Source organism: Paraburkholderia largidicola (assembly GCF_013426895.1).
GTDB lineage: Bacteria > Pseudomonadota > Gammaproteobacteria > Burkholderiales > Burkholderiaceae > Paraburkholderia > Paraburkholderia largidicola.
Genome location: NZ_AP023174.1, coordinates 2905453 through 2925407 on the forward strand (window position 1 = coordinate 2905453; position 19955 = coordinate 2925407).

Genomic DNA, 19955 nt, shown 5'->3' on the forward strand with positions numbered 1-19955 from the left:
CGACGGGATCAGGACAGCCGACAGATTAGCCGCTCGCACATGAAATGTCTTGTGCGTTCAGCCGGCCGCGGCCTTGGACTGCTCGCCCGCCCCTGCCGTGCCCGAATCGCGCTGGATCGGAAGCACGGCCCACACTTCCAGGCCGCCGCCATCGCGCGGATGGAACTCCAGCGTGCCGCCATGCAGCCTCGCAATGCGTTCGACGATAGCCAGCCCCAACCCCGTCCCGCCCGTTTTGCCATGCGCGTTCTTGCCGCGCTGGAATGGCGCCTTGAGCCGTTCCAGTTCTTCAGCGCTCAAGCCTTTACCGCGATCGGCGACGGCCACATGGATCGCGTGCGCGTCTGCCCACGTCCTCACGGCGAGTCCCGTTTGCCCGTACACGACGGCGTTCTGCATCAGATTCATCACGAGCCGCATCATCGTGATGGGCCGGAACGCGTGCTCGGGCAGTTCGCCCAGTTGCAGATCGAACTCGTGTCCAAGGCCCGCGAAGTCCGCGGCAAGCTGGCTGATCAGCGCGTTCAGGTCGCCCGACTGCGGCGTCTCGCGTTCGCCGCTGCCCGCGTAGTCCATGAACTGCTGAAGGATCGTATCGATCTGATCCAGATACGATTCCGCCGCGCCGATGAAAGCTTCGTCGCCATTCGTGTCGTTCGCCATGGCCATCGCGAGACGCAGCTTGGTCAGCGGCGTGCGGATGTCGTGCGAAATGCCTGCGAGCATCAGCGCGCGCGTCGCTTCCGCCTGTTGCAACGCCTGCGTCATCTGGTTGAACGCGCCGCTCACCTGCGCGATTTCCGTCGGACCGTCGACGGGTAAAGGCGGCGGGACTTCCCCCGCGCTCACGCGGCGCGCCGCTTGCGCAAGGTCTTGCAATGGACGGTTCAGATGCGCCTGTAGTGCGAAGCCCGTCAACGCAGCAAGCATGGCCAGTCCGATCGATAGCAACACCGCCGTCAGCATGCCGCCGCCCTGCGCTTCTTCCGGCACCTGCAAGCCGATCCAGTAAGGCGTGCCCGCCACATGCATGCGGATCCACATGCGCGGATGCGGTGCACCTTGCCAGCGTACTTCGGTGCCGGCAGGCAGGTAGCGGTGCAGCGTATCCAGAAACGTCGCCAGCTGATAGGTCCGGTAGAACGCGAGCAGCCGCACGCGCGGCTCGGACACGGCTTCCGCTGGCGGCTCGCTGCGCGCGTCGAGCCGCGCGACGAGCGTGTCGCGCGCGTCCACGGGCGACGCGGCGAGCGCGTTGTCCAGCGTCTTGATGTACGTGCCGAACACGGCCGCGGCGCGTTCGACGCGCGGCTTCTGCACGTAATGAATCAGCACGCTCAACGAGCACACCTGGGTGAAGGCAACAAGCACGATCAGCAGCGCGATGTTGCGTGCAAGCACGCTGCGCGGCAGCAGGCGCGACATGCGCGTGCTCATGCGTCGACGTCGGCGACGAGCATATAGCCGACGCCCCACACGGTCTTGATGTAACGCGGTTTGGACGGATCGCCTTCGATCGCCTGCCGCAGACGCAGAATCTGCACGTCGATGCTGCGGTCGAGCGCATCGTGGTCGCGCCCTCTCGCGCGCGCGATCAGATTGTCGCGGCTTACCGCACGGTTCGGCGACGCGGCGAGCGCCGTCAGCAGCAGCATCTGCGCCGAATGCAGTTCGAGAAGCTCGTCCTGTTTGTAGAGACACTGCTTGCCGACATCGAGCCGGAAGTCGCCGAAACGCAAAGTTTGCGTGGTGACGGTCGGATCGTTCGAAGCGATTTTCTGGCGGCGCAGCAACGCATTGATGCGCGCCACCAGTTCGCGCGGCAGGAATGGCTTGGCGAGGTAATCGTCGGCGCCCGTTTCGAGGCCGATCACGCGATCGAGCGGATCGCCTTTGGCCGTGAGCATCAGAATGGGCAGCGTGTGCCCTTCCGCCCGCAGTTTTGCGCAGATCTGCAAGCCGTCTTCTTCGCCGATCATCAGATCGAGTACCAGCAGGTCATACGGCTCGCGCTGCAGATAGCGTTCGAGCCGCTTGCTGTTTTCGACGGCGCGGACTTCGAAACCATGTCCGCTCAGAAAGCGCTGCAGCATATTGCGGAGTTCCGCTTCGTCGTCGAGCACGATGATGCGGGCGGGTCGGTCCATGCAAGGCTCCTTCGTCGCTTATGGTTTCATTCGTCTAGCAACAGTGTAGCTTCATGCCGACCCGTTTTTTCGTCAGTGCGATCCCGCGCGCTGGGCCATGAACTGCTCGATCTGCGCGAGCGTCACGTAGCCCTGCTTCTGCGTGTCGATCTCGTTGAAATGCTGCGCCACGCGTGGCATACCCGTCTGCGCCTGAGCGAGCGTCAGTTTGCCGTCATGCGTCGCGTTGGCGGCGGCGAAGCGCTCCTGCAGCTGCTGCATCATGCGCTCCATGCGCGGCGATCCCGCCATTGCTTGCGGCGCGGTCTGAGCCATCACGCCCGTCGATGCAATGCACAAAGCCAGAATAGCGATCAACTTCTTCATTTCCCATCTCCATCATCGGTTCGTTCAACTTCTTCGCTACGTCGTGTTGCGATTCGTCGTTGGCGAAGCGAATTCTGGTTGTCCGGGACGCTCGAGGCAATTTCAAAGTTATGTCGATCTATGTCATGTCGGCGCCCCGCATTTTCACGCACGATGCACCGCGTACTACGAAGCAGACGCTTCAAACACGGGCGTGCTTTTTACGACATCGAATGAAATAAGTCATTGCTGCCCTTCATCGAAGGCGTTGCGTATCGTTTGCACGTCGGCGGTCTCATCAGCACTTCACATCGCAATCCGCCGGCATCTGTTTCGGGAGTTTCATGTGAACATTCGCTCTGCTTATACGTCCGCGATCGCCGCCATGGGGATCGCCTGCTCGACGAGTGCCTATGCCGGCACCGTCTTCGTTCATGCGGCCTATGTGCCTGCCGCCGTCTATGCACCGGCGCGCACGCTCTATTACGTGCCGCCGCAACCGCCTGCCGTGGTGCCCATCGTGCCGGCGGCGCCCGTCGTGCCCTACGTCGCCGTCGTGCCGCCACCCGTGCCCGCGATACCGCTGCCTTATGCGACCGTACCCGTCCCGATCATCATTACCCGCTGATCGCAGTCGCGCCGCGATTCACTTGATCTTTGATGAGGCGAGGCCAACAATGAAAGACTCTTTCGTCGTCGACGAATATCGTGGAGGGCCACATGCCAGACATCGAAAAGGACAAGGTCATCGCCGTGCTGAACCAGATTCTCGAATCCGAGCTGGCAGGCGTGGTCCGTTATACGCACTACTCCTTCCTCGTGTTCGGCTTTGGCCGCATTCCGATCGTGTCGTGGCTGCGCCAGCAGGCTGACGAATCGCTGCTGCACGCGCATCAGGCGGGCGAATGGATCACGACGCTCGGCGAGTATCCGTCGCTAGGCATCGGTGCCCTGCTCGATTCGCATACGACGGACATCACGACCATCCTGCGCGAATCGCTCACGGCGGAAGACGTCGCGCTCGGCCTGTATCGCGATCTGCTCGCGCTGGTCAAGGACCGCTCGGTCGCGCTCGAAGAATATGCGCGGCAGATGATTACCGTCGAAGAGATGCACGCGGGCGAAGTGGACAAGATGTTGCGCAAGCCTGGCACGGTGGGCACATCGGGCGAGCGCGGCGCGGCGCATTGAGTTTCTTTGCCGGGTTGTAAGGGTGCAATCGCAAGCACTCTGTTCAATTGTCAAATCAGTCGGCACGCTTGGATCGCGCGCACAACTTTCCATCTAGTCCACCTCCCGGCAAGCGCCGCATACATCAAACCATGATGCATGCGGCGCTTGCGTTTCTGACACCTCGCGCACTGCATTTAACGTTTCGTCCGCCGTCTGGCGCGTCTATTCCCCTAAAGCTTCTGCAAGCATGATCTCGTTTGCAACGACCCATGCTAGGCTATGCGCGGCATCAGGCTGTTGAATTCTGCATTCGCAATTTCGTTCGTAGTCCGCGCGGGTAATACAAGGTGGATAGATGATCGATGACGTCAATGGCAGTTTCAGTCGCAGTCGTTTGCATAGACCTTCACGTTTCGCGTTCGACGCTTCGATCAGCGTAGCCGTCGTCATTCTGGGCGCGGCATTGCTTCCCCTGTCCGGCTGCATGGTCGGCCCCGATTACCGCACGCCCGCCCCGCCCGCCACTGAAACCTATACGCCCACGCCGTTGCCCGATCAGACGGCGTCGTCGCCTGGCGCATCGGGTGTGCCACAGCAATTCATCGCAGGACAGGACATTCCCGGCCAATGGTGGACGCTCTTTCATTGCGAGCCGCTCGACGCGCTGATACGCGAGGCCCTCGCCAATAGCCCGAACGTCGCCGCAGCGCAGGCGGCGCTCAGACAGGCGGCCGAAAACTATCGTGCGGAAGTGGGCAGCGCGCTGTATCCGTCCGTCGATGCAAAGCTCAATGCGACTCGCGAGAAGTTCAACGGTGTCACCTTCGGTCAGCCCGGACTCACGGAAATACTGAACCTGTACAACGCATCGGTGAATGTGTCGTACAACCTCGACGTGTTCGGCGGCTCGCGGCGCGAACTCGAAGCACTGCGCTCGCAAATCGATTACCAGGGCTTTCAGTTGCAGGCCACGTATCTCGCACTGTCGGCGAACATCGTGACGGCAGCGGTCAAAGAAGCGTCGTTGCGCGAACAGATCGATTCGACCGAGCGCATCGCCGCCGATGAAGACGCGCAACTCGGCGTATTGCGCAAACAGTTCGAGCTGGGCGGCGTGGGCCGCACTGCCGTGCTTTCGCAGGAAACGTTGCTCGCGCAAACACGCGCGACGCTGCCGCCGCTGCGTCAATCGCTCGATCAGACGCGGCATCAGCTTGCCGTGCTCGCGGGCAAGCCGCCGAGCGATACGGCCGTGCCCGAGTTCAGGCTGTCGATGTTCACGTTGCCGCAGAGCCTGCCCGTGAGTCTGCCTTCGTCGCTCGTCAGGCAACGGCCCGACATTCTCGCCGCCGACGCCACCTTGCATCAGGCGAGCGCGCAGGTCGGCGTAGCGACGGCGAACCTGTATCCGCAGATCACGCTGTCCGCGAGCTATGGCCCGCAGGCGCTCACGCCCGCCGGACTGCTCAAATACGCGGACATGATCTGGAGTCTCGGCGCGGGTATCACACAGCCCATTTTTCACGGCGGTCAGTTGAACGCGCAAAAGCGCGCGGCCGAGGCCGCATTCGATCAGGCCAACGCGCAGTATCGGCAAACGGTGTTGCTCGCGTTCCAGAACGTCGCCGATACGTTGCGCGCGCTCGAGCACGACGCGACGGGGCTCGCCGCGCAAACGGACGCATGGCGCGCGGCGAGTACGTCGCTCGATCTGACGCGCGGCCAGTTTCGCGTCGGCGGCGTCAGCTATCTGGCGCTGCTCGATGCGCAGCGTCAATACCAGCAGACCGTCGTGAATCTCGCGCAGGCGCAGGCCGCGCGCTATGCGGATACGGCGGCGCTGTTCCAGGCGCTCGGCGGAGGCTGGTGGAACGACGCGACCACGAGCCAGGCCAATCAGGCAAATCCCGCCACGCCGCACTGATTTTCTGCAGTCGCCGCGCGTCGCATGCGATGAGCCCGCAGCGCCGCCGGACGCGTTTCGTGCCTCACCCGTTTGCCGTGCAAGGACATGACGATGACGACGAAAAGACCGATGACAAAGCGGATGATCATCATGCTGATCTGCGTGGGCGTGCTGCTCGCCGCGCTGGTCGGCTTCAACCTGTTCAAGGCGCACATGATCCGGAAGTTCATGGCGAGCAACGCGGCGCCCGCCGCGACCGTCACGTCCGCGGTCGCGCGCTATCAAAGCTGGCAGCCGCAACTGTCCGCCGTCGGCAGCCTGCGCGCGGTGCGCGGCGTCGACGTGACGACGGAAGTGCCCGGCCTCGTGCGCGAGATTCCGTTCAGTTCGGGACAGGAAGTGAAAGCAGGCCAGGTGCTGGTGCGCCTGAACGACGATTCGGACCGCGCGCTGCTTGCGTCGCTGCAAGCCGCAGCGGAACTCGCGCAAACCGTCTATAAGCGCGACAAGGCGCAGTACGACATTCAGGCGATCGCCAAGGCGCAACTCGACGCCGATGCCGCCGACCTGAAAAGCAAGCGTGCGCAGGTGGATCAACAGGCTGCGCTCGTCGAAAAGAAAACCATCCGCGCGCCGTTCGCGGGGCGCGTCGGCATCACGACCGTCAATCCCGGCCAGTACCTCAACCCCGGCGACGCCATCGTCACGTTGCAGGCCATCGACCCGATCTACGCCGACTTCTATCTGCCGCAGCAACAGCTCGGGCAATTGCAGGTCGGGCAAACCGTCGTTGTCGATACGAACGCGTACAACAGCCGCACGTTCGACGGCAAGATCCGCTCGATCAATCCGCGCGTCGACAACACGACGCGCAACGTGCAGATCGAAGCGACCGTCGACAACCGCGAGCGCAAGCTGCTGCCCGGCATGTATGCGAACGTGAAGATCGACGCGGGCAATGAAGAACGCTATCTGACGCTGCCGCAAACGGCGATCACCTATAACCCGTACGGCGCGACCGTGTTCGTCGTCAAACCCGGCGAGCACAAGGACGCGCATGGCAAGGTCATGCCCATCGCGCAACAGGTGTTCATCACGCCGGGCCCGACGCGCGGCGATCAGGTGGCGATTCTGAAGGGCATCGGCGAAGGCACGCAGGTCGTGACGAGTGGCCAGTTGAAGTTGAAGAACGGCACGCCGCTCGTGATCGACAACCGCGTGCTGCCTGCGGACAGCCCGAACCCGACGCCTCAGGAACAATAAGAGGCCGCCCGATGAAATTCACCGATATCTTTATCGAACGGCCGGTGCTCGCGTCCGTCGTGAGCCTGCTGATTCTCGTGCTCGGCCTGCGTGCGCTGTCGACGCTCAAGGTCAGCGAATATCCGCAGACGGAAAACGGCGTGGTCACGATCATGACCGCGTACTACGGCGCGAGCGCCGACACGATGGCCGGCTTCATCACGCAGCCGCTCGAGTCCGCGATCGCGCAGGCGCAGGGCATCGACTACATGTCGTCGTCGAGCACGACGGGCCTCTCGACGATCACCGCGACGCTGCGTCTGAACTACGACTCCAACCGCGCGCTGACGGAGATCAATACCCAGATCGCGTCGGTGCGCAACCAGTTGCCGCCGCAAGCGCAGCAGCCGGTGCTGACCGTGCAGGTCGGCCAGACCACCGACGCGATGTACATGGGCTTCTACAGCGATGTGCTGCCGAGCAACAACGTCACCGACTATCTGCTGCGCGTCGTGAAGCCGAAGCTCGATTCCGTCCAGGGCGTGCAGACGGCGGAAATTCTCGGCGGGCGGCAGTTTGCGTTGCGGGCTTGGCTCGATTCGACGAAGCTCGCCGCGCACAACGTGACGGCTTCCGACGTGTTCGCGGCACTCGGCAACAACAACTATCTGGCGACGCTCGGCACGACCAAAGGGCAGATGATCAGCGTCGATCTGAACGCGGGCACCGACCTGCATTCCGTCGAAGACTTCAGGAAGCTCGTCGTCAAGCAGAAGAACGGCGCGATCGTGCGCCTCGAAGATGTGGGCAATGTCGTGCTCGGCGCGGACAGCTACGACTTCAACGTCGCGTTCAGCGGCAAGCGATCGGTGTTCATCGGCATCAAGGTCGCGCCGGACGCGAACGTGCTCGATGTGGCCAAGCGCGTAAAGGCGATCTTTCCCGACCTGCAGAAGCAGTTCCCGACGGGCATGACGGGCGACATCGTCTACGACGCGACGGACTTCATCAACACCGCGATCGAAGAAGTGGTGAAGACGCTCGTCGAAGCGCTGCTGATCGTGACGGTCGTGATCTTCCTGTTCCTCGGCAGCTTCCGCGCGGTGATCGTGCCGGTGATCGCGATGCCGCTGTCGCTGATCGGCACGTTCTTCGTGATGCAGCTGCTCGGCTATTCGATCAATCTGCTGACGCTGCTCGCGCTCGTGCTCGCGATCGGACTCGTGGTCGACGACGCGATCATCGTGGTCGAGAACGTCGACCGGCACATGAAGGAGGAAGGCAAGCAGCCGTTCGAAGCCGCGATGATCGCCGCGCGCGAGCTGGGCGGGCCGATTCTCGCGATGACGGTCGTGCTGATCGCCGTGTATCTGCCCATCGGTTTTCAGGGCGGGCTGACGGGCGCGCTATTCACCGAGTTTGCGTTCACGCTGGCGGGCGCGGTGGCCGTATCGGGTGTGATCGCGCTGAGCCTGTCGCCCATGATGTGTTCGCGATTTTTCCGCATGGATCAGGAGTCGGGACGCTTCGCGCGTTTCGTCGACAGACAGTTCGAGCGTGTGCATCACGGCTATCAACGGCTTTTGCATTCGATGCTCGACACGTGGCCCGTGTTCATCGTGATGGGAGCGCTGCTGTTGTGCGGCACCGTGTATCTGTTCATGACCTCGCAATCGGAGCTTGCGCCGCAGGAGGACCAGGGCATCGTGCTGTCGCAGATCCAAGGGCCGCCGAATGCGACGATCCAGCAGATGCAGACCTACGCGGACCAGGTGTTCGACATCTCGAAGGACATGCCCGAGTATTCGCAGATGTTCCAGTTGACGGGTGCGCCGACGCTGAATCAGGGGATTGGCGGCGTGCTGTTCAAGACGTGGGACAAGCGCAAGAAGAACGCGACGCAGTTACAGCAGGAGTTGCAGGCGAAGTGGAACGGCATCGCGGGCGCGCGCGTGGCCGCGTTCCAGTTTCCGCCATTGCCGGGCGCGCAGGGCTTGCCGGTGCAGTTCGTGATCAGCACGACGGAGCCGTTCGAGAACCTGAACGAAGTGTCGCAGGCCGTGCTGCAGAAAGCGCGCGAAAGCGGCATGTTCTTTTTCGTCGATAGCGATCTGAAGATCGACAAGCCGGAGAGCGTGCTGGTCGTGGATCGCGATAAGGTTGCGTCGCTTGGGCTCACGCAGAGCGATGTCGGGCAGACGCTGGGTGCAGCGCTGGGCGGCAACTACGTGAATTACTTTTCGATTGCGGGGCGCTCGTACAAGGTGATTCCGCAGGTACTGCAAACGGATCGTTTGAATCCGACGCAGGTGCTCGACTATTATTTGCGTACGCCGGATGGCAGCGTGATACCGGCGTCGACCGTCACGCATCTGAAGCAGAACGTGGTGCCGGAGTCGATCAATCACTTTCAGCAGTTGAACTCGGCGACGATTTCCGGTGTGATTGCGCCGGGGATTTCGCAGGGCGAAGTACTCGACTTTCTGCGCAAGGCCACGACCGATGCCGCGCCGACTGGCTATAGCGCGGATTACTCCGGGTTGTCGCGACAGTTCGTGCAGGAGTCGGGCGGATTTGTGATTACGTTGATGTTCGCGACGATCATTGTGTTTCTGGCGCTGGCCGCGCAGTTCGAAAGTTTTCGCGATCCTGTTGTGATTCTTGTGTCGGTGCCGATGGCATTGTTTGGGGCGTTGATCTTTATTAATCTCGGGCTGTCGACGCTCAATATCTATACGCAGGTTGGGCTGGTTACTTTGATGGGGCTTGTTAGCAAGCACGGTATTTTGATTGTGCAGTTCGCTAATGAGTTGCAACGTGCAGGGCGTTCGAAGCGCGAGGCGCTTGAGGAGGCTGCCGCTGTGCGATTGCGGCCTATTCTGATGACTACCGCCGCGATGGTGCTTGGGGTTTTGCCTTTGGTGATCGCGTCGGGCGCTGGCGCCGCTGGGCGGAATGCAATGGGGCTTGTGATCTTCTCCGGGCTTTCTATTGGCACGCTGTTTACGCTGTTTGTTGTGCCTGCGATGTATATGCTTTTGGCCGCTGATCATCATAAGGATCGGAGTCAGCCGGTTGTGGTTTGAGGATGCAAAGGGGGCTTTTTTGGTTTTGTTGTTGTTTTCGTCTTTTGCCTTTGCGCTGCATGCGTCGCCGCGCGGTGTGCTTGCCTTTGCGCTGGCATCCGCGTTATGTCTTCGTGCTTCAAGCGTCGCCCCTGTGCGGGGCGGCACCTACTTTTCTTTGCCGCCGCAAAGAAAAGTAGGCAAAAGAAAGCGGCTAACACCGCCAGCTCTTGTTATTACCCACGGGCCCCCAACGTCCCCACGCTTCACACGGAAGCACACTTGTTTGCGTGGATTGCCAACGCTCTAAACAAGCGCATCACCCACTTCGAATTCCCATAAAATAGCCAGCGTCGCCAAACACTTTCAGCCCAATAGCGGCAAACTGTGTGTAGGTTGTCGCGTCGTATAGGCGAGCGCTCCTACAGAGTGGGGCGTGTACGCTACCGGTCCGGAGTGAGGTCTGTGAGGTACTACGGCCTACACACAGTTTGCCACCTGGGCGGCGGTGGACTATCTGGCGCGGCGTGCTGTGATGCGGGTGCTTGAAGTGGGTGAGGCGTACGGCAAGAGCGCCGGCAACGAACGTGAGTCACCTGGTTGCCGTGTGAAGCGTAAGACCCTTTGGGGGCCCTCAGGCAAATACTAGATCTGGCGGTGTGAGCCGCTTTCTTTTGCCTACTTTTCTTTGCGGCGGCAAAGAAAAGTAGGTGCCGCCCCGCACAGGGGCAACGCTTGCGAACCGGAAACAAACCGCGGATGCCAGCGACAGCAATATCAAACCACACCAGCGTTCGCAGACAAAAACCCAGGAGCAAAAAAATGTTCAACGCATCACTCTTCCTGACAGCCGCAGGCGTAGGCCTCGCAGTGGCCGCCCCCGTCGGCCCGATGGGCATGCTCTGCATCCGCCGGACGTTGACGGACGGCCCCCGCGCGGGCCTCGCGATCGGTTTGGGCATAGCCGGCGGGGACGCCATCTACGGCCTGATCGCCGCGCTAGGCCTGGTGAGCGTCTCCCATTTCATGCTGGCCTACGACAAGCCGCTCCACATCATCGCAGGCCTCTTCCTGCTCTACCTCGGCATCCGCACGATGCTGCAAAAAGTCCCCGCCGACAACGGCGACAATGGCAACAACACCGAAGGAAAACTCAGCACCATAGGACACTCAGGCGCCATAAAGGCCTTCGCCAGCGCCCTGCTGCTCACCCTCACCAATCCGCAAACGGTCATCATGTTCGCCGCCCTCTTCACGACGCTCGCGCCGCGCGGACCGTTTTCATCGAGTGTCGCGCTCACGACCGTGCTCGGCGTGTTCTGCGGATCGATCGCGTGGTGGTGCTTCCTGGTGACGGCCGTGTCGCTCGCGCGGCATGCGATCGGTCACAAGCTGCGCGTGATCATCGACCGCATCGCGGGGCTGGCGCTGGCCGTGTTCGGCGTCATCGAGGTCAAGCGCGCAATCTGACCGCCTGGTAGCGGGCGCCCTAAGCCCGCCCAAACCGCGCTCGCCACAACCCATCGAGCGAATACAGCGCGAGCGCAATCCAGATGGCGCCATAGCCGATCAGCTGCGCCTGCCCGAACGGCTCGCGATAGATCAGCACGCCAATGATCAGTTGCAGCGACGGCGTCACATACTGGATCAGGCCGAGCATCGACAGCGGAATGCGCCGCGCACCCGCCGCGAACAGCAGGAGCGGCACGGCCGTAATCGGCCCGGCCAGCGCGAGCAGCACCTTCACGCCGAATGACGCCGCGCCGAATCCGCTCTCGCCATGCGACGACGCAAAAAACAGATACAGCACGGCAACAGGAAAGAGCAGCACCGTTTCGAGCGTCAACCCTTCGAGCGCGCCCAGTTGCGCCGTCTTGCGCAGCAGGCCATAGCCCGCGAAGCTGAATGCGAGCGTCAGGCTGATCCACGGCGGATGACCGTTTTCCCAGGTGAGGTACAGCACGCCGCAAGCGGCAATCGCGACGGAAAGCCACTGCACGCGCCGCAGTCGCTCGCCGAGAAACGCAAGGCCGAACAGCACGTTGATCAGCGGATTCACGAAATAGCCAAGGCTCGCCTCGACGATATGCCCCGCGTTGACGGCCCAGATATAGATGCCCCAGTTCGTCGACAGCAACAGCGCGCTCGCGGCGAAACGAACCAGCAAGCGGCGATCGCGCAGCACAGGCGCAAGCCAGCGCCACTGCTGCCGCACGGTGAGCACGATGAAGAGAAACAGCATCGACCACACCATCCGGTGCGCAAGCATCTCGACGGGCGAAATCTGGTGCAGCGATTTGAAGTAGACAGGGAAAAGTCCCCACAAGGTGAACGCGAGCAATGCGTAGGCGACGCCGGGATTCATTTTTATCGGTCTGCGGATGGAAAGGCACGGGGAAGCAGAGACAGAAGCGGCCCGCCAGCGGGCCGTCCGGCGCACGCTGGTCGCCCGAAACGGTTATTGTAAGCCGTCTGTCGGGACAGCCCGATGCACGGTATCCGCCCGCATTCGTACGCGGCCGCGCCGGTTTTGCGACAATAGCGGTCTTTCGCCGCGCCGCCGGCCAGCATGAACGCCCGTTGGGATCATCTGAAAGGCAGCAGGACGCACGGCCACCGGCAAGCTCGCCTGCAACCCCCGCAACCCTTTAAGACCGTCCGCGGTCCGCGCAATGGCACTTCCCCATATCGATCTCCTGTATTCCGCGTCGGGTCTGTTCGTCGGCTTTCTGGTCGGACTGACGGGCGTGGGCGGCGGCTCGCTGATGACGCCGATCCTCGTCCTGCTGTTCAACGTCCATCCGGCGACGGCCGTCGGCACGGATCTGCTGTACGCCGCCGCGACCAAGGCGACGGGCACGCTCGTGCATGGCGTGAAGGGGTCGATCGACTGGCAGGTGACGTTGCGCCTCGCCGCGGGCAGCGTGCCCGCCGCCACGCTCACGCTGATCCTGCTGCACCGCTACGGCATGACGTCGACGCGCGGCGGCCATCTGATCTCCATCGTGCTGGGCGTGGCGCTGCTGATCACCGCGGTCGCGCTGATCTTCCGGCCGCAACTGACCCGGCTCGCGGCTTCGCGCAAGCGCGCGACAGGCCAGGGCAGCACGCTCGCACTGACGATGCTGACGGGCGCGATCCTCGGCGTGCTGGTGTCGCTGACCTCGGTCGGCGCGGGCGCGATCGGCGTCACCGTGCTGCTGCTTCTCTATCCGATGCTGCCGACCACGCGCATCGTCGGCTCCGATATCGCGCACGCCGTGCCGCTCACGCTGCTCGCGGGCGCCGGGCACTGGTTGCTCGGCTCGATCGACTGGTCGATGCTGTTGTCGCTGCTGGTCGGTTCGCTGCCGGGCATCGTGATCGGCAGCTATCTGTCGTCGAAAGCGCCCGAAAAGTTGCTGCGCAATCTCCTCGCGGCGACGCTGACGCTGGTCGGCGTGCGACTCGTCCTGTCCTGACGGCGAGCGGGCATGCACGCCCGCCGCGCGTGGCGGATCACTTGAAGAAGCGGCAGTTCAGGTCGGATTCGAACTGGCGGACCCAGTGGCCGGCCTTGTCCTCGTGATACGACTGCGCCCAGCCGCCGCGCCGGATCGTCAGAAGACGCGAGTGATGCGACGCGTCGTCGGGATCGTCGCTCGCGCTGATGTCGAAATGCGCTGGCGCGAAACCGTGCCGCGCGCACACCAGCTCGAACGCCGCGCGCTCCCCGATGGGAAGGTCGGTGTAGGTGAAGCGGATCGTGTCCATGGCCGTCGCTCCGTGAAGCATCGTCGATAGCTTCACAGTACTGCACCCGACGGGTAATTTGTGTGTCACGGCGCACAAGAACGAACGTCCGTCGCGTTTGGGCGATGGCCGGCGCACAGTCCATTCCCGGCTGGCGAGTTACGCCCGGATTCCTGTCACGCGCCTGTCATGCGGCCCGCCGCTTCTCGTGCAACGGACGGCGAGCCGCGTCTCTATTGCATCACTTCGGCACGTTCACCACGCCTGCTCCCACCTGAATCGCGTTCGAACCCGGGCTCGTCGAAATCGCGGGGAGATTGGCCGTCGTCAGCGCGGGCGCGGCGCCTGCCGTGCCGCCGCGCGGCACCGTGCGGATCACTTGCGACGGCGGCAGCGCCGCGCCGCCCTTCAGATGATTCCACATCAGGTTCAGCGCCTGGATGTTGTAGTAATGCACCGGGACGAAGCGCGTGTCGAAGCCTGCCACGCTCAGGAACGCGTCGAAGTGCTGGCCGTTCAGCACTTCATAGAACGCGAGCTGGCTCTTCGAGCCTTCCGTGATGCTGTTCATCGCCAGATACGCGCGCGACGCGTGGTTCACGGGCACGAGCGCATCGCTGCGACCCTGCACGATGATGGCCGGCTTGCCATGCAGATTCGCGTTCACGCGGATCGCGTTGACGTTCTGCTGCATGCGCGCGTCGCCCGCCGTCCACAGCGCGCGCAGACACGCGGCGCCCGTGAAGCTGCCGTCGGCCGTGGCGAACCGGTGATCCGCGCCGCCCGCCGGCGAGACGTTGTAGACGAGGTTGATGCCGTTGGTCGGCGGCACGCCGTTGCCGAGGCCGAATATGGAGGGCATCGGCGCGACGGCTGGCGCGACGCCCGCTGCGCCCGTCGTCGCGTTCGTCGTGCCGAAGCTGAAATCGCACAGGTTGTCGGTCACGCTCGACTTCGTGTACGCGTTCGCATACGTCACGGCGACGGCAGGCACGGCCTGCGAATCCCACATCGGCGCGTGCAGCAGATCGGAGTCGGTTTCGTAGCCGGCGGCGTGCAGTTTCGCGAGCGCGTCGTTGGCCTGGCTCGTCGCGTCCACGCCGCTCACGAAGCCGCCCGCCGCCAGCGATGCACAGCGTGCCGTGCGGATCGCCTGAGTGGTCGCGAGCGGCAGCGCCGTCAGATACGGTGCGCCCGTCGCCGCCGTCGCGGCTGCCGCGCACGGCATCAGCATGTTCGCGTAGGTCATGTAGTCCGCGAGCGGCGCGCCCGCCGTGGGAATCTGCGCACCGCCTTCGAACACCTTCGCCGCCGACGCCATGTTCATATTGATCTGCGGCTCGCCGACCACGACAGCCGTGATCCACCCTTGCGTGTCCTGCTCGGCGGCCGCGAGCGACGCGCCGCCGCCGTTGCTGACGGAGGCCGCGATCGTCGTGATGCTGCCCGCGCCGTAGCGCACGCCATGCTGCTGCGGGTTGTTGTTGATGGTCGGCGCGAACTGCTGGTTGAGCGCCCAGTATGCGAACTGGATCGCGTCGAGCGTGTCGTGTCCCCAGTCCTGTTCGGGGTTCTGCTGCGAGTGCGCGTGCTTGAACGCATAGCGGTTCGGAAAGCCGGCGTTGAACGCCGCCAGAGCCGCCGACGACACGTTCGCCGTGAACAGGCTCGCCGTACCCGCGCCTGCCGCCGCCGATAGCGTGCCGTTCATCAGCGTGACGAGTCCCGTCTGCATTTCTTCCGCGCCGTTGCCGCTGCCCTTGTCGGTGTAGGCGACTGCGCAGCCGCGCTTGAGGCCCCACTCGCCCGCCGCCGAAATCGCGCCGTACACGCCGCGCGAGCCCGACGACGTCGCCGTGACGATGCACGGATTGTTCGGATCGAACGTGCTGGGCACCTGGACCATCAAGGTCACGTTCTGCTGGCCGGTGCCGTTGTCGGCGTACGCGAGGTATTCGGTGCCGGCGATCTTGCCTTCGCCGAGCGTGTCGTTGCCGTTCAGATCGACGTTGGGCCCCCAGAAGCGGCCATATCCGCCATTCGCCGACATGTCGACGAGCGCGCGGTAGTTCGACCAGATCGCGAGCCGGCGCAACTCCGCCGCTGTCGGACTCGCCGGGTTCGAGAACGAAGGCGCCGTCGCGGAACCGAGGCCCGTCTTGCCGAGCCCGGCCGTCAGCAGATCGTCGCTGTTGCCGTCGTAAGTCGTGGTGGTCACGCTTGCCGACACCACGAACGAAGGCAGTGCGTTGGCGGTCTGGTTCTGATGATCGTCGCCGTGGCCACACGCGGCGAGCAGGATCGAACCGGTGGCGAAGCAAAGGGCAGTGGCAGCACGTCTGAACAACAGTTTCCCTGTCATTACCGTCTCCATTGTCTTGTTGTCGATGCCGTATCGCGCCCATCCGCTATCAGCCGACACCCAGCGGGCGCGGCTGCGGCGGCTGCTGCAATGCAAGTTTCGCGCCGATCTTCTGCCCTTCGCGGCGCTGTCGCCTGATGGCTTGCGCGACGCCGGTTCGCGCGCGATCAGGCGTGCGCGATCGCCACGCGCGTCGTCCTGATCCAGAGACATCCATAGGCATGCGACGCCCGCCGCATTACGCTGAAAGAGCCGCAAACGCCCGTCATGCTTGCTTCGCCGCGCCCGCGTGAGCGATGTCCACGTAAAGAGACGCTACGCGCGCCGTCCCGTTTCGTAGAGCAAAGCCTGCCTTTGCTCGCGTATTGCCGCGCGTTTCGACGCCCGTACCGGATGCGCGCGCAACCAAACGCGGCTCAAAACGAAACGGGCTCCCGTTAAAAACGGGAGCCCGCTTGTCATTCTGACCGGTAAGCACGCCGCAACATTGCAGTGTGCCGTTCGTCAGGCGACCGGCTGGCCGCTGCCCGCGAGCCGGATCATGGTCCGTCGTGCGGCGGCGCGGCCCTTGCCGCTTACTGCTGCTGAACGTTGATCTTGTTCGACACCGACGTCACGCCAGCCACGCCCTTAGCGACTTCGCCAGCCTGCTGGATCTGGTTGTTGTCGGGGGCCGTGCCCGTCAGCGTGACTGCGCCGCCACGAGCGCGAACGTTGATGTTCGACACGTCGAGGCCTTGCGCCTTCGCGAGGGCCGAGCGGACCTTCTTGCCCAGCGCGCGGTTTTCCTGCTTGGCGGCCTTCGAGTTAGCGGCGGGTGCTGCCATCGTGCCGGCGGCCGTGGAGTCGCTTGCCTGGGCATACGTGTGGCATGCGACAACCATTGCGACAACACCACCCAGTGCCTTCAGAAAATCGACCGATTTCATACCTTCTCCTTTTTGCTTTGGTTTGGACCGCGTTTGACTGCGGCTTGGTTACGACTACGGACGGCCCGACTGCACGCGCGCGCGAAGGCGCGACGAGGCATGGCGAGCCAGGAGCGTTGTCACGGTCTGCGAGAGAGGCATTAGAAAGGATGACGGCCGGCGCGATCCACCGCGCAGCGGTGCATGACACCGGCCGTGCGCCGCACAGTTGGCAGCGTGCCCTGGTCTCGTCAGTCTGGCCGGGTCGCGCTGCGCCAACGTCGATGCGCGGCAGCGTTGCCAATGTAATCTAGCCGCGCAAGTTCTGCAAAGGATATCGCGCGTTGTGCGCGGTTCCCGTTGCAGCCCGTTCCCGTCCGAAGCAAAACGGAACTGCCGTGCCAGGCATGCTTCAACGGCCGCCGTGCGGGCGCCGTGGGCCGCATCGCGTCTTTCCAGGTCACTTTTTGTTACGCGTTTTCGACGCCCCGAGCCCGCCGCACGTGCCGCCGGGGCGTCAATCTCCTGTACCATCGGCGCGAATTCATCCGACCGCACAAGCATTCCCATGAAGCCTTCCGACGGACGTCGCCCGGAACGCCCCTCTGACCGCAAGCCGCCGCCCCGCCTCGTCGCCCGCTTCGTGGCGATCTCCTGGCGCGATCTCGCTGTATCGTTCGGGCCCATCCTGATAATCAGCGCCGTTGCGATCTACATCGCCGTGCGGCTGATCCAGCCCGCCCCGCCCAATACGCTGACCATGGCCGCCGGCCCCAAGGGCAGCACCTTCTGGGTCGCCGCGCAGAAGTACAAGGAAATCCTCGCGCGCAACCGCATCACCCTCAACGTGCTGGAGACGGAAGGCTCGCTCGACAACTACCGCCGTCTGACCGACCCGCACGCGGACATCGACGTCGGCTTCGTGCAGGACGGCATCGCGCCGTCCAAATCGACTGACGATCTGATGTCGCTCGGCAGCGTCTCATATGTGCCCGTGGCGATTTTCTATCGCGGGCCGATGATCACGCTGCTGTCCGAGTTCAAGGGCAAGCGCATCGCAATCGGCGCCGAAGGCAGCGGCACCCGCGAGCTTGCCCTGCAACTGCTGAAGGCGAACGGCATCACGCCCGACGGCCCGACGAAGCTGCTGCCGCTGTCCGGCGACGACGCCGCCAAAGCGCTGACGGAAGGCAAGATCGACGCGGCGATCCTGACGGGCGACTCCGCGCAGCCGCCCGTGATGGGCAAGCTGTATCGCACGGCGGGCGTGCAGTTCTACGACTTCACGCAGGCACCCGCGTACGCGAAGCGCTTCCCGTATCTGACGCAGCTCGAAATGCCGATGGGCTCGTTCGATCTCGGCAAAAACCTGCCGTCGACCACGCTGCATATGATCGCGCCGACAGCCGAACTGGTCGCCCGAGATTCGCTGCACCCCGCGTTGTCGGATCTGCTGATCGACGCGGCGCACGAAGTGCACGGCAAGGCGACGGCGTTGCAGCGCGCGGGCGAATTCCCCGCGCCGCTCGCGCACGACTTCCCGATCAGCGAGGACGCCGCCCGCTACTATAAGTCGGGCAAGAGCTTCCTGTACCGCGTGCTGCCGTTCTGGCTGGCGAGCCTCGCGGACCGGCTGCTGGTCGTGCTGGTGCCGATCATCGTCGTGCTGATTCCGGGGCTGCGGCTCGTGCCGTCGCTGTATGCGTGGCGCGTGAAGTCGCGTATCTACCGCTGGTATGGCGCGCTGATCGCGATCGAGCGCGAGGCGCTCAACGAAACATCGGCGGCCGAGCGCGAGGCGCTCATCGTGCGGCTCGACAAGATCGAGGAGTCGGTCAACGGTCTGAAGATGCCGCTTGCGTATGCGGATCAGTTCTATGTGCTGCGCGAGCATATCGGTTTCGTGCGAGCGCGCCTGACCCGAGATTCAGATGCGGCCGCGGCGCGTGACGCGGGCACGCCGGGTACGCCGGGTACGCCTGGTGCGGCAGATGAGCGCCCCGCCGCCGTGGGCCGCGCCGAAGCCCGTGCGGCAATGCACGAGAGCCACGCGACGCAAGAGAATCACGACAAGCCTGACAGCCACGAAAACGAAGCCGGACCCGGCGGCGATCGTCCCGCCCGCACCTCCTGACAGCCGTTGGCGCGTGCGCCAAACCCGCGCCGCGGCATGCGCGGCCGCGGCAACGCCATTTTGTCAAATGATGCGCACGCGGCTTGCTCCGCGTAAGATCGAAACAACCAGAACGGGCCGTAGCGGCATCGCCGGCGGCCCACCAATTCCGGCAACCGGGAGACATCATGACCGATGGCATCGACGCCACGCAGCCACTGTGGTTTTACGACTTTGTCTCACCGTTCTCGTACCTGCTGCTCGAACAGCACGACAAATGGCCTGAACTGCCGTTCGTGCTGACGCCCGTGTTGCTGAACGACTTGTATCGCCACTGGGGCCAGCGGGTCGCCTACGACGTGCCCGCGAAACGCATTTTCACGTACCGGTATGCGCTGTTTCGCGCGGAGCAACTGGGCATTCCGTTCCGCATGCCGCCCGCGCATCCGTTCGATTCGACCAAGCCGATGCTGCTCTCCATTGCGCTTGGCTCCGACCTGCAAACCGTGCGGGAGATTTTCCGCTTCATCTGGCGTGACGGGCGCGATCCGTCGAGCGCCGAAGGCTTCGCCGCGCTGTGCGAAAAGCTGAACGTGCCGGACGGCCAGGAACTGATCGAGCGTGAAGCGACGCGCGCGCAGCTGATGCGCCAAAGCACCGACGCCATCGCGATCGGCGTGTTCGGCGTGCCGACGTTCTGGCTGAACAAGCAGCTGTTCTGGGGCGAAGATGCGCTGCCGATGGTCCTCTATTGCGCGCGCACGCCGAACTGGCTGGACTCGAAGGAAGTGAAGCGGATCACATCGTTGCCGTCGGCGCTGGCGAAGGCCTGAGCGCGCGTCCGCGGCCATTGATGACGTGGCGCAGCGTGGCGCCCAGCAAGTGGGCAGATCGCCGGTTGTGATGCCCGTCATAGGGCATGCGCTATGGCCCGCGCATGGCAAAACGGCCTAAGGTTATAG

Annotated in this window: 16 protein-coding genes; 9 read left to right on the forward strand and 7 right to left on the reverse strand. The window is 63.6% G+C overall.

Features of this window, described 5'->3' with window-relative positions:
* Positions 1–57: 57 nt before the first annotated feature.
* The 3 genes from PPGU16_RS12895 to PPGU16_RS12905 all read right to left on the reverse strand — a co-directional run bounded on the left by PPGU16_RS12895 (position 58) and on the right by PPGU16_RS12905 (position 2513).
* Positions 58–1437 carry an ATP-binding protein gene (locus tag PPGU16_RS12895; RefSeq protein ID WP_180720330.1) on the reverse strand — a complete coding sequence of 460 codons (1380 nt, stop codon included), beginning with the start codon at positions 1435–1437 and terminating at the stop codon, positions 58–60.
* Positions 1434–2147, reverse strand: a complete 714-nt coding sequence (locus tag PPGU16_RS12900; RefSeq protein ID WP_180720331.1) for a response regulator — start codon at positions 2145–2147, stop codon at positions 1434–1436. Before PPGU16_RS12900 ends, PPGU16_RS12895 begins: the two co-directional genes overlap by 4 nt.
* Before the next feature lie 72 nt (positions 2148–2219).
* Positions 2220–2513, reverse strand: a complete 294-nt coding sequence (locus tag PPGU16_RS12905) for an EF-hand domain-containing protein (protein ID WP_180720332.1) — start codon at positions 2511–2513, stop codon at positions 2220–2222.
* Between the two features lie 325 nt (positions 2514–2838).
* Here PPGU16_RS12905 and PPGU16_RS12910 point away from each other — a divergent pair, with 325 nt between their 5' ends.
* The 6 genes from PPGU16_RS12910 to PPGU16_RS12935 all read left to right on the forward strand — a co-directional run bounded on the left by PPGU16_RS12910 (position 2839) and on the right by PPGU16_RS12935 (position 11348).
* Positions 2839–3120: a hypothetical protein gene (locus PPGU16_RS12910; protein ID WP_180720333.1), complete on the forward strand. Its 282-nt coding sequence runs from the start codon at positions 2839–2841 to the stop codon at positions 3118–3120.
* 92 nt (positions 3121–3212) lie between these two features.
* The gene (locus tag PPGU16_RS12915) at positions 3213–3683 is read left to right on the forward strand and encodes a ferritin-like domain-containing protein (protein ID WP_007734771.1); all 471 of its coding nucleotides are present in this window, start codon (positions 3213–3215) and stop codon (positions 3681–3683) included.
* Between the two features lie 337 nt (positions 3684–4020).
* The gene (locus tag PPGU16_RS12920; protein ID WP_180720334.1) at positions 4021–5589 is read left to right on the forward strand and encodes an efflux transporter outer membrane subunit; all 1569 of its coding nucleotides are present in this window, start codon (positions 4021–4023) and stop codon (positions 5587–5589) included.
* Between the two features lie 93 nt (positions 5590–5682).
* Positions 5683–6834, forward strand: a complete 1152-nt coding sequence (locus PPGU16_RS12925; protein WP_180720335.1) for an efflux RND transporter periplasmic adaptor subunit — start codon at positions 5683–5685, stop codon at positions 6832–6834.
* Positions 6835–6845: 11 nt separating this feature from the next.
* Entirely contained in the window at positions 6846–9899 is a 3054-nt protein-coding gene (locus PPGU16_RS12930) for an efflux RND transporter permease subunit (RefSeq protein ID WP_180720336.1), read from the forward strand.
* Positions 9900–10700: 801 nt separating this feature from the next.
* Positions 10701–11348, forward strand: a complete 648-nt coding sequence (locus PPGU16_RS12935) for a LysE family translocator (protein WP_180720337.1) — start codon at positions 10701–10703, stop codon at positions 11346–11348.
* A gap of 19 nt (positions 11349–11367) precedes the next feature.
* Here the strand turns inward: PPGU16_RS12935 and rarD are convergent, their stop codons facing one another.
* On the reverse strand, positions 11368–12243 hold the full coding sequence (rarD, locus tag PPGU16_RS12940) for an EamA family transporter RarD (RefSeq protein WP_180720338.1): 876 nt from the start codon (positions 12241–12243) through the stop codon (positions 11368–11370).
* 307 nt (positions 12244–12550) lie between these two features.
* Between rarD and PPGU16_RS12945 the strand changes: the two genes are divergently transcribed.
* Entirely contained in the window at positions 12551–13339 is a 789-nt protein-coding gene (locus PPGU16_RS12945; protein WP_180720339.1) for a sulfite exporter TauE/SafE family protein, read from the forward strand.
* A gap of 37 nt (positions 13340–13376) precedes the next feature.
* On the opposite strand, the gene PPGU16_RS12950 is transcribed toward PPGU16_RS12945, so the two are convergent.
* The 3 genes from PPGU16_RS12950 to PPGU16_RS12960 all read right to left on the reverse strand — a co-directional run bounded on the left by PPGU16_RS12950 (position 13377) and on the right by PPGU16_RS12960 (position 16901).
* Positions 13377–13631: a hypothetical protein gene (locus PPGU16_RS12950; RefSeq protein WP_180720340.1), complete on the reverse strand. Its 255-nt coding sequence runs from the start codon at positions 13629–13631 to the stop codon at positions 13377–13379.
* Positions 13632–13851: 220 nt separating this feature from the next.
* Complete coding sequence (locus PPGU16_RS12955) at positions 13852–15972, reverse strand: D-(-)-3-hydroxybutyrate oligomer hydrolase (RefSeq protein WP_243460543.1); 2121 nt, start codon at positions 15970–15972, stop codon at positions 13852–13854.
* Between the two features lie 575 nt (positions 15973–16547).
* On the reverse strand, positions 16548–16901 hold the full coding sequence (locus PPGU16_RS12960; protein WP_180720342.1) for a BON domain-containing protein: 354 nt from the start codon (positions 16899–16901) through the stop codon (positions 16548–16550).
* 547 nt (positions 16902–17448) lie between these two features.
* Between PPGU16_RS12960 and PPGU16_RS12965 the strand changes: the two genes are divergently transcribed.
* Both PPGU16_RS12965 and PPGU16_RS12970 read left to right on the forward strand, forming a co-directional pair.
* Positions 17449–19014, forward strand: coding sequence for a TAXI family TRAP transporter solute-binding subunit (locus tag PPGU16_RS12965; RefSeq protein ID WP_180720343.1), 1566 nt, complete (start codon positions 17449–17451; stop codon positions 19012–19014).
* Between the two features lie 167 nt (positions 19015–19181).
* Positions 19182–19826, forward strand: a complete 645-nt coding sequence (locus PPGU16_RS12970; RefSeq protein ID WP_180720344.1) for a 2-hydroxychromene-2-carboxylate isomerase — start codon at positions 19182–19184, stop codon at positions 19824–19826.
* The last annotated feature ends 129 nt before the right edge of the window (positions 19827–19955 follow it).

What these genes read in the sequence shown, in the direction of transcription:
- PPGU16_RS12895 (WP_180720330.1), bottom strand. Translation starts at nt 1,437, where the DNA reads ATGAGCACGCGCATGTCGCGCCTGCTGCCGCGCAGCGTGCTTGCACGC.
- PPGU16_RS12900 (WP_180720331.1), bottom strand. Translation starts at nt 2,147, where the DNA reads ATGGACCGACCCGCCCGCATCATCGTGCTCGACGACGAAGCGGAACTC.
- PPGU16_RS12905 (WP_180720332.1), bottom strand. Translation starts at nt 2,513, where the DNA reads ATGAAGAAGTTGATCGCTATTCTGGCTTTGTGCATTGCATCGACGGGC.
- PPGU16_RS12915 (WP_007734771.1), top strand. Translation starts at nt 3,213, where the DNA reads ATGCCAGACATCGAAAAGGACAAGGTCATCGCCGTGCTGAACCAGATT.
- PPGU16_RS12920 (WP_180720334.1), top strand. Translation starts at nt 4,021, where the DNA reads ATGATCGATGACGTCAATGGCAGTTTCAGTCGCAGTCGTTTGCATAGA.
- PPGU16_RS12925 (WP_180720335.1), top strand. Translation starts at nt 5,683, where the DNA reads ATGACGACGAAAAGACCGATGACAAAGCGGATGATCATCATGCTGATC.
- PPGU16_RS12930 (WP_180720336.1), top strand. Translation starts at nt 6,846, where the DNA reads ATGAAATTCACCGATATCTTTATCGAACGGCCGGTGCTCGCGTCCGTC.
- PPGU16_RS12935 (WP_180720337.1), top strand. Translation starts at nt 10,701, where the DNA reads ATGTTCAACGCATCACTCTTCCTGACAGCCGCAGGCGTAGGCCTCGCA.
- rarD (WP_180720338.1), bottom strand. Translation starts at nt 12,243, where the DNA reads ATGAATCCCGGCGTCGCCTACGCATTGCTCGCGTTCACCTTGTGGGGA.
- PPGU16_RS12945 (WP_180720339.1), top strand. Translation starts at nt 12,551, where the DNA reads ATGGCACTTCCCCATATCGATCTCCTGTATTCCGCGTCGGGTCTGTTC.
- PPGU16_RS12950 (WP_180720340.1), bottom strand. Translation starts at nt 13,631, where the DNA reads ATGGACACGATCCGCTTCACCTACACCGACCTTCCCATCGGGGAGCGC.
- PPGU16_RS12955 (WP_243460543.1), bottom strand. Translation starts at nt 15,972, where the DNA reads ATGACAGGGAAACTGTTGTTCAGACGTGCTGCCACTGCCCTTTGCTTC.
- PPGU16_RS12960 (WP_180720342.1), bottom strand. Translation starts at nt 16,901, where the DNA reads ATGAAATCGGTCGATTTTCTGAAGGCACTGGGTGGTGTTGTCGCAATG.
- PPGU16_RS12965 (WP_180720343.1), top strand. Translation starts at nt 17,449, where the DNA reads ATGAAGCCTTCCGACGGACGTCGCCCGGAACGCCCCTCTGACCGCAAG.
- PPGU16_RS12970 (WP_180720344.1), top strand. Translation starts at nt 19,182, where the DNA reads ATGACCGATGGCATCGACGCCACGCAGCCACTGTGGTTTTACGACTTT.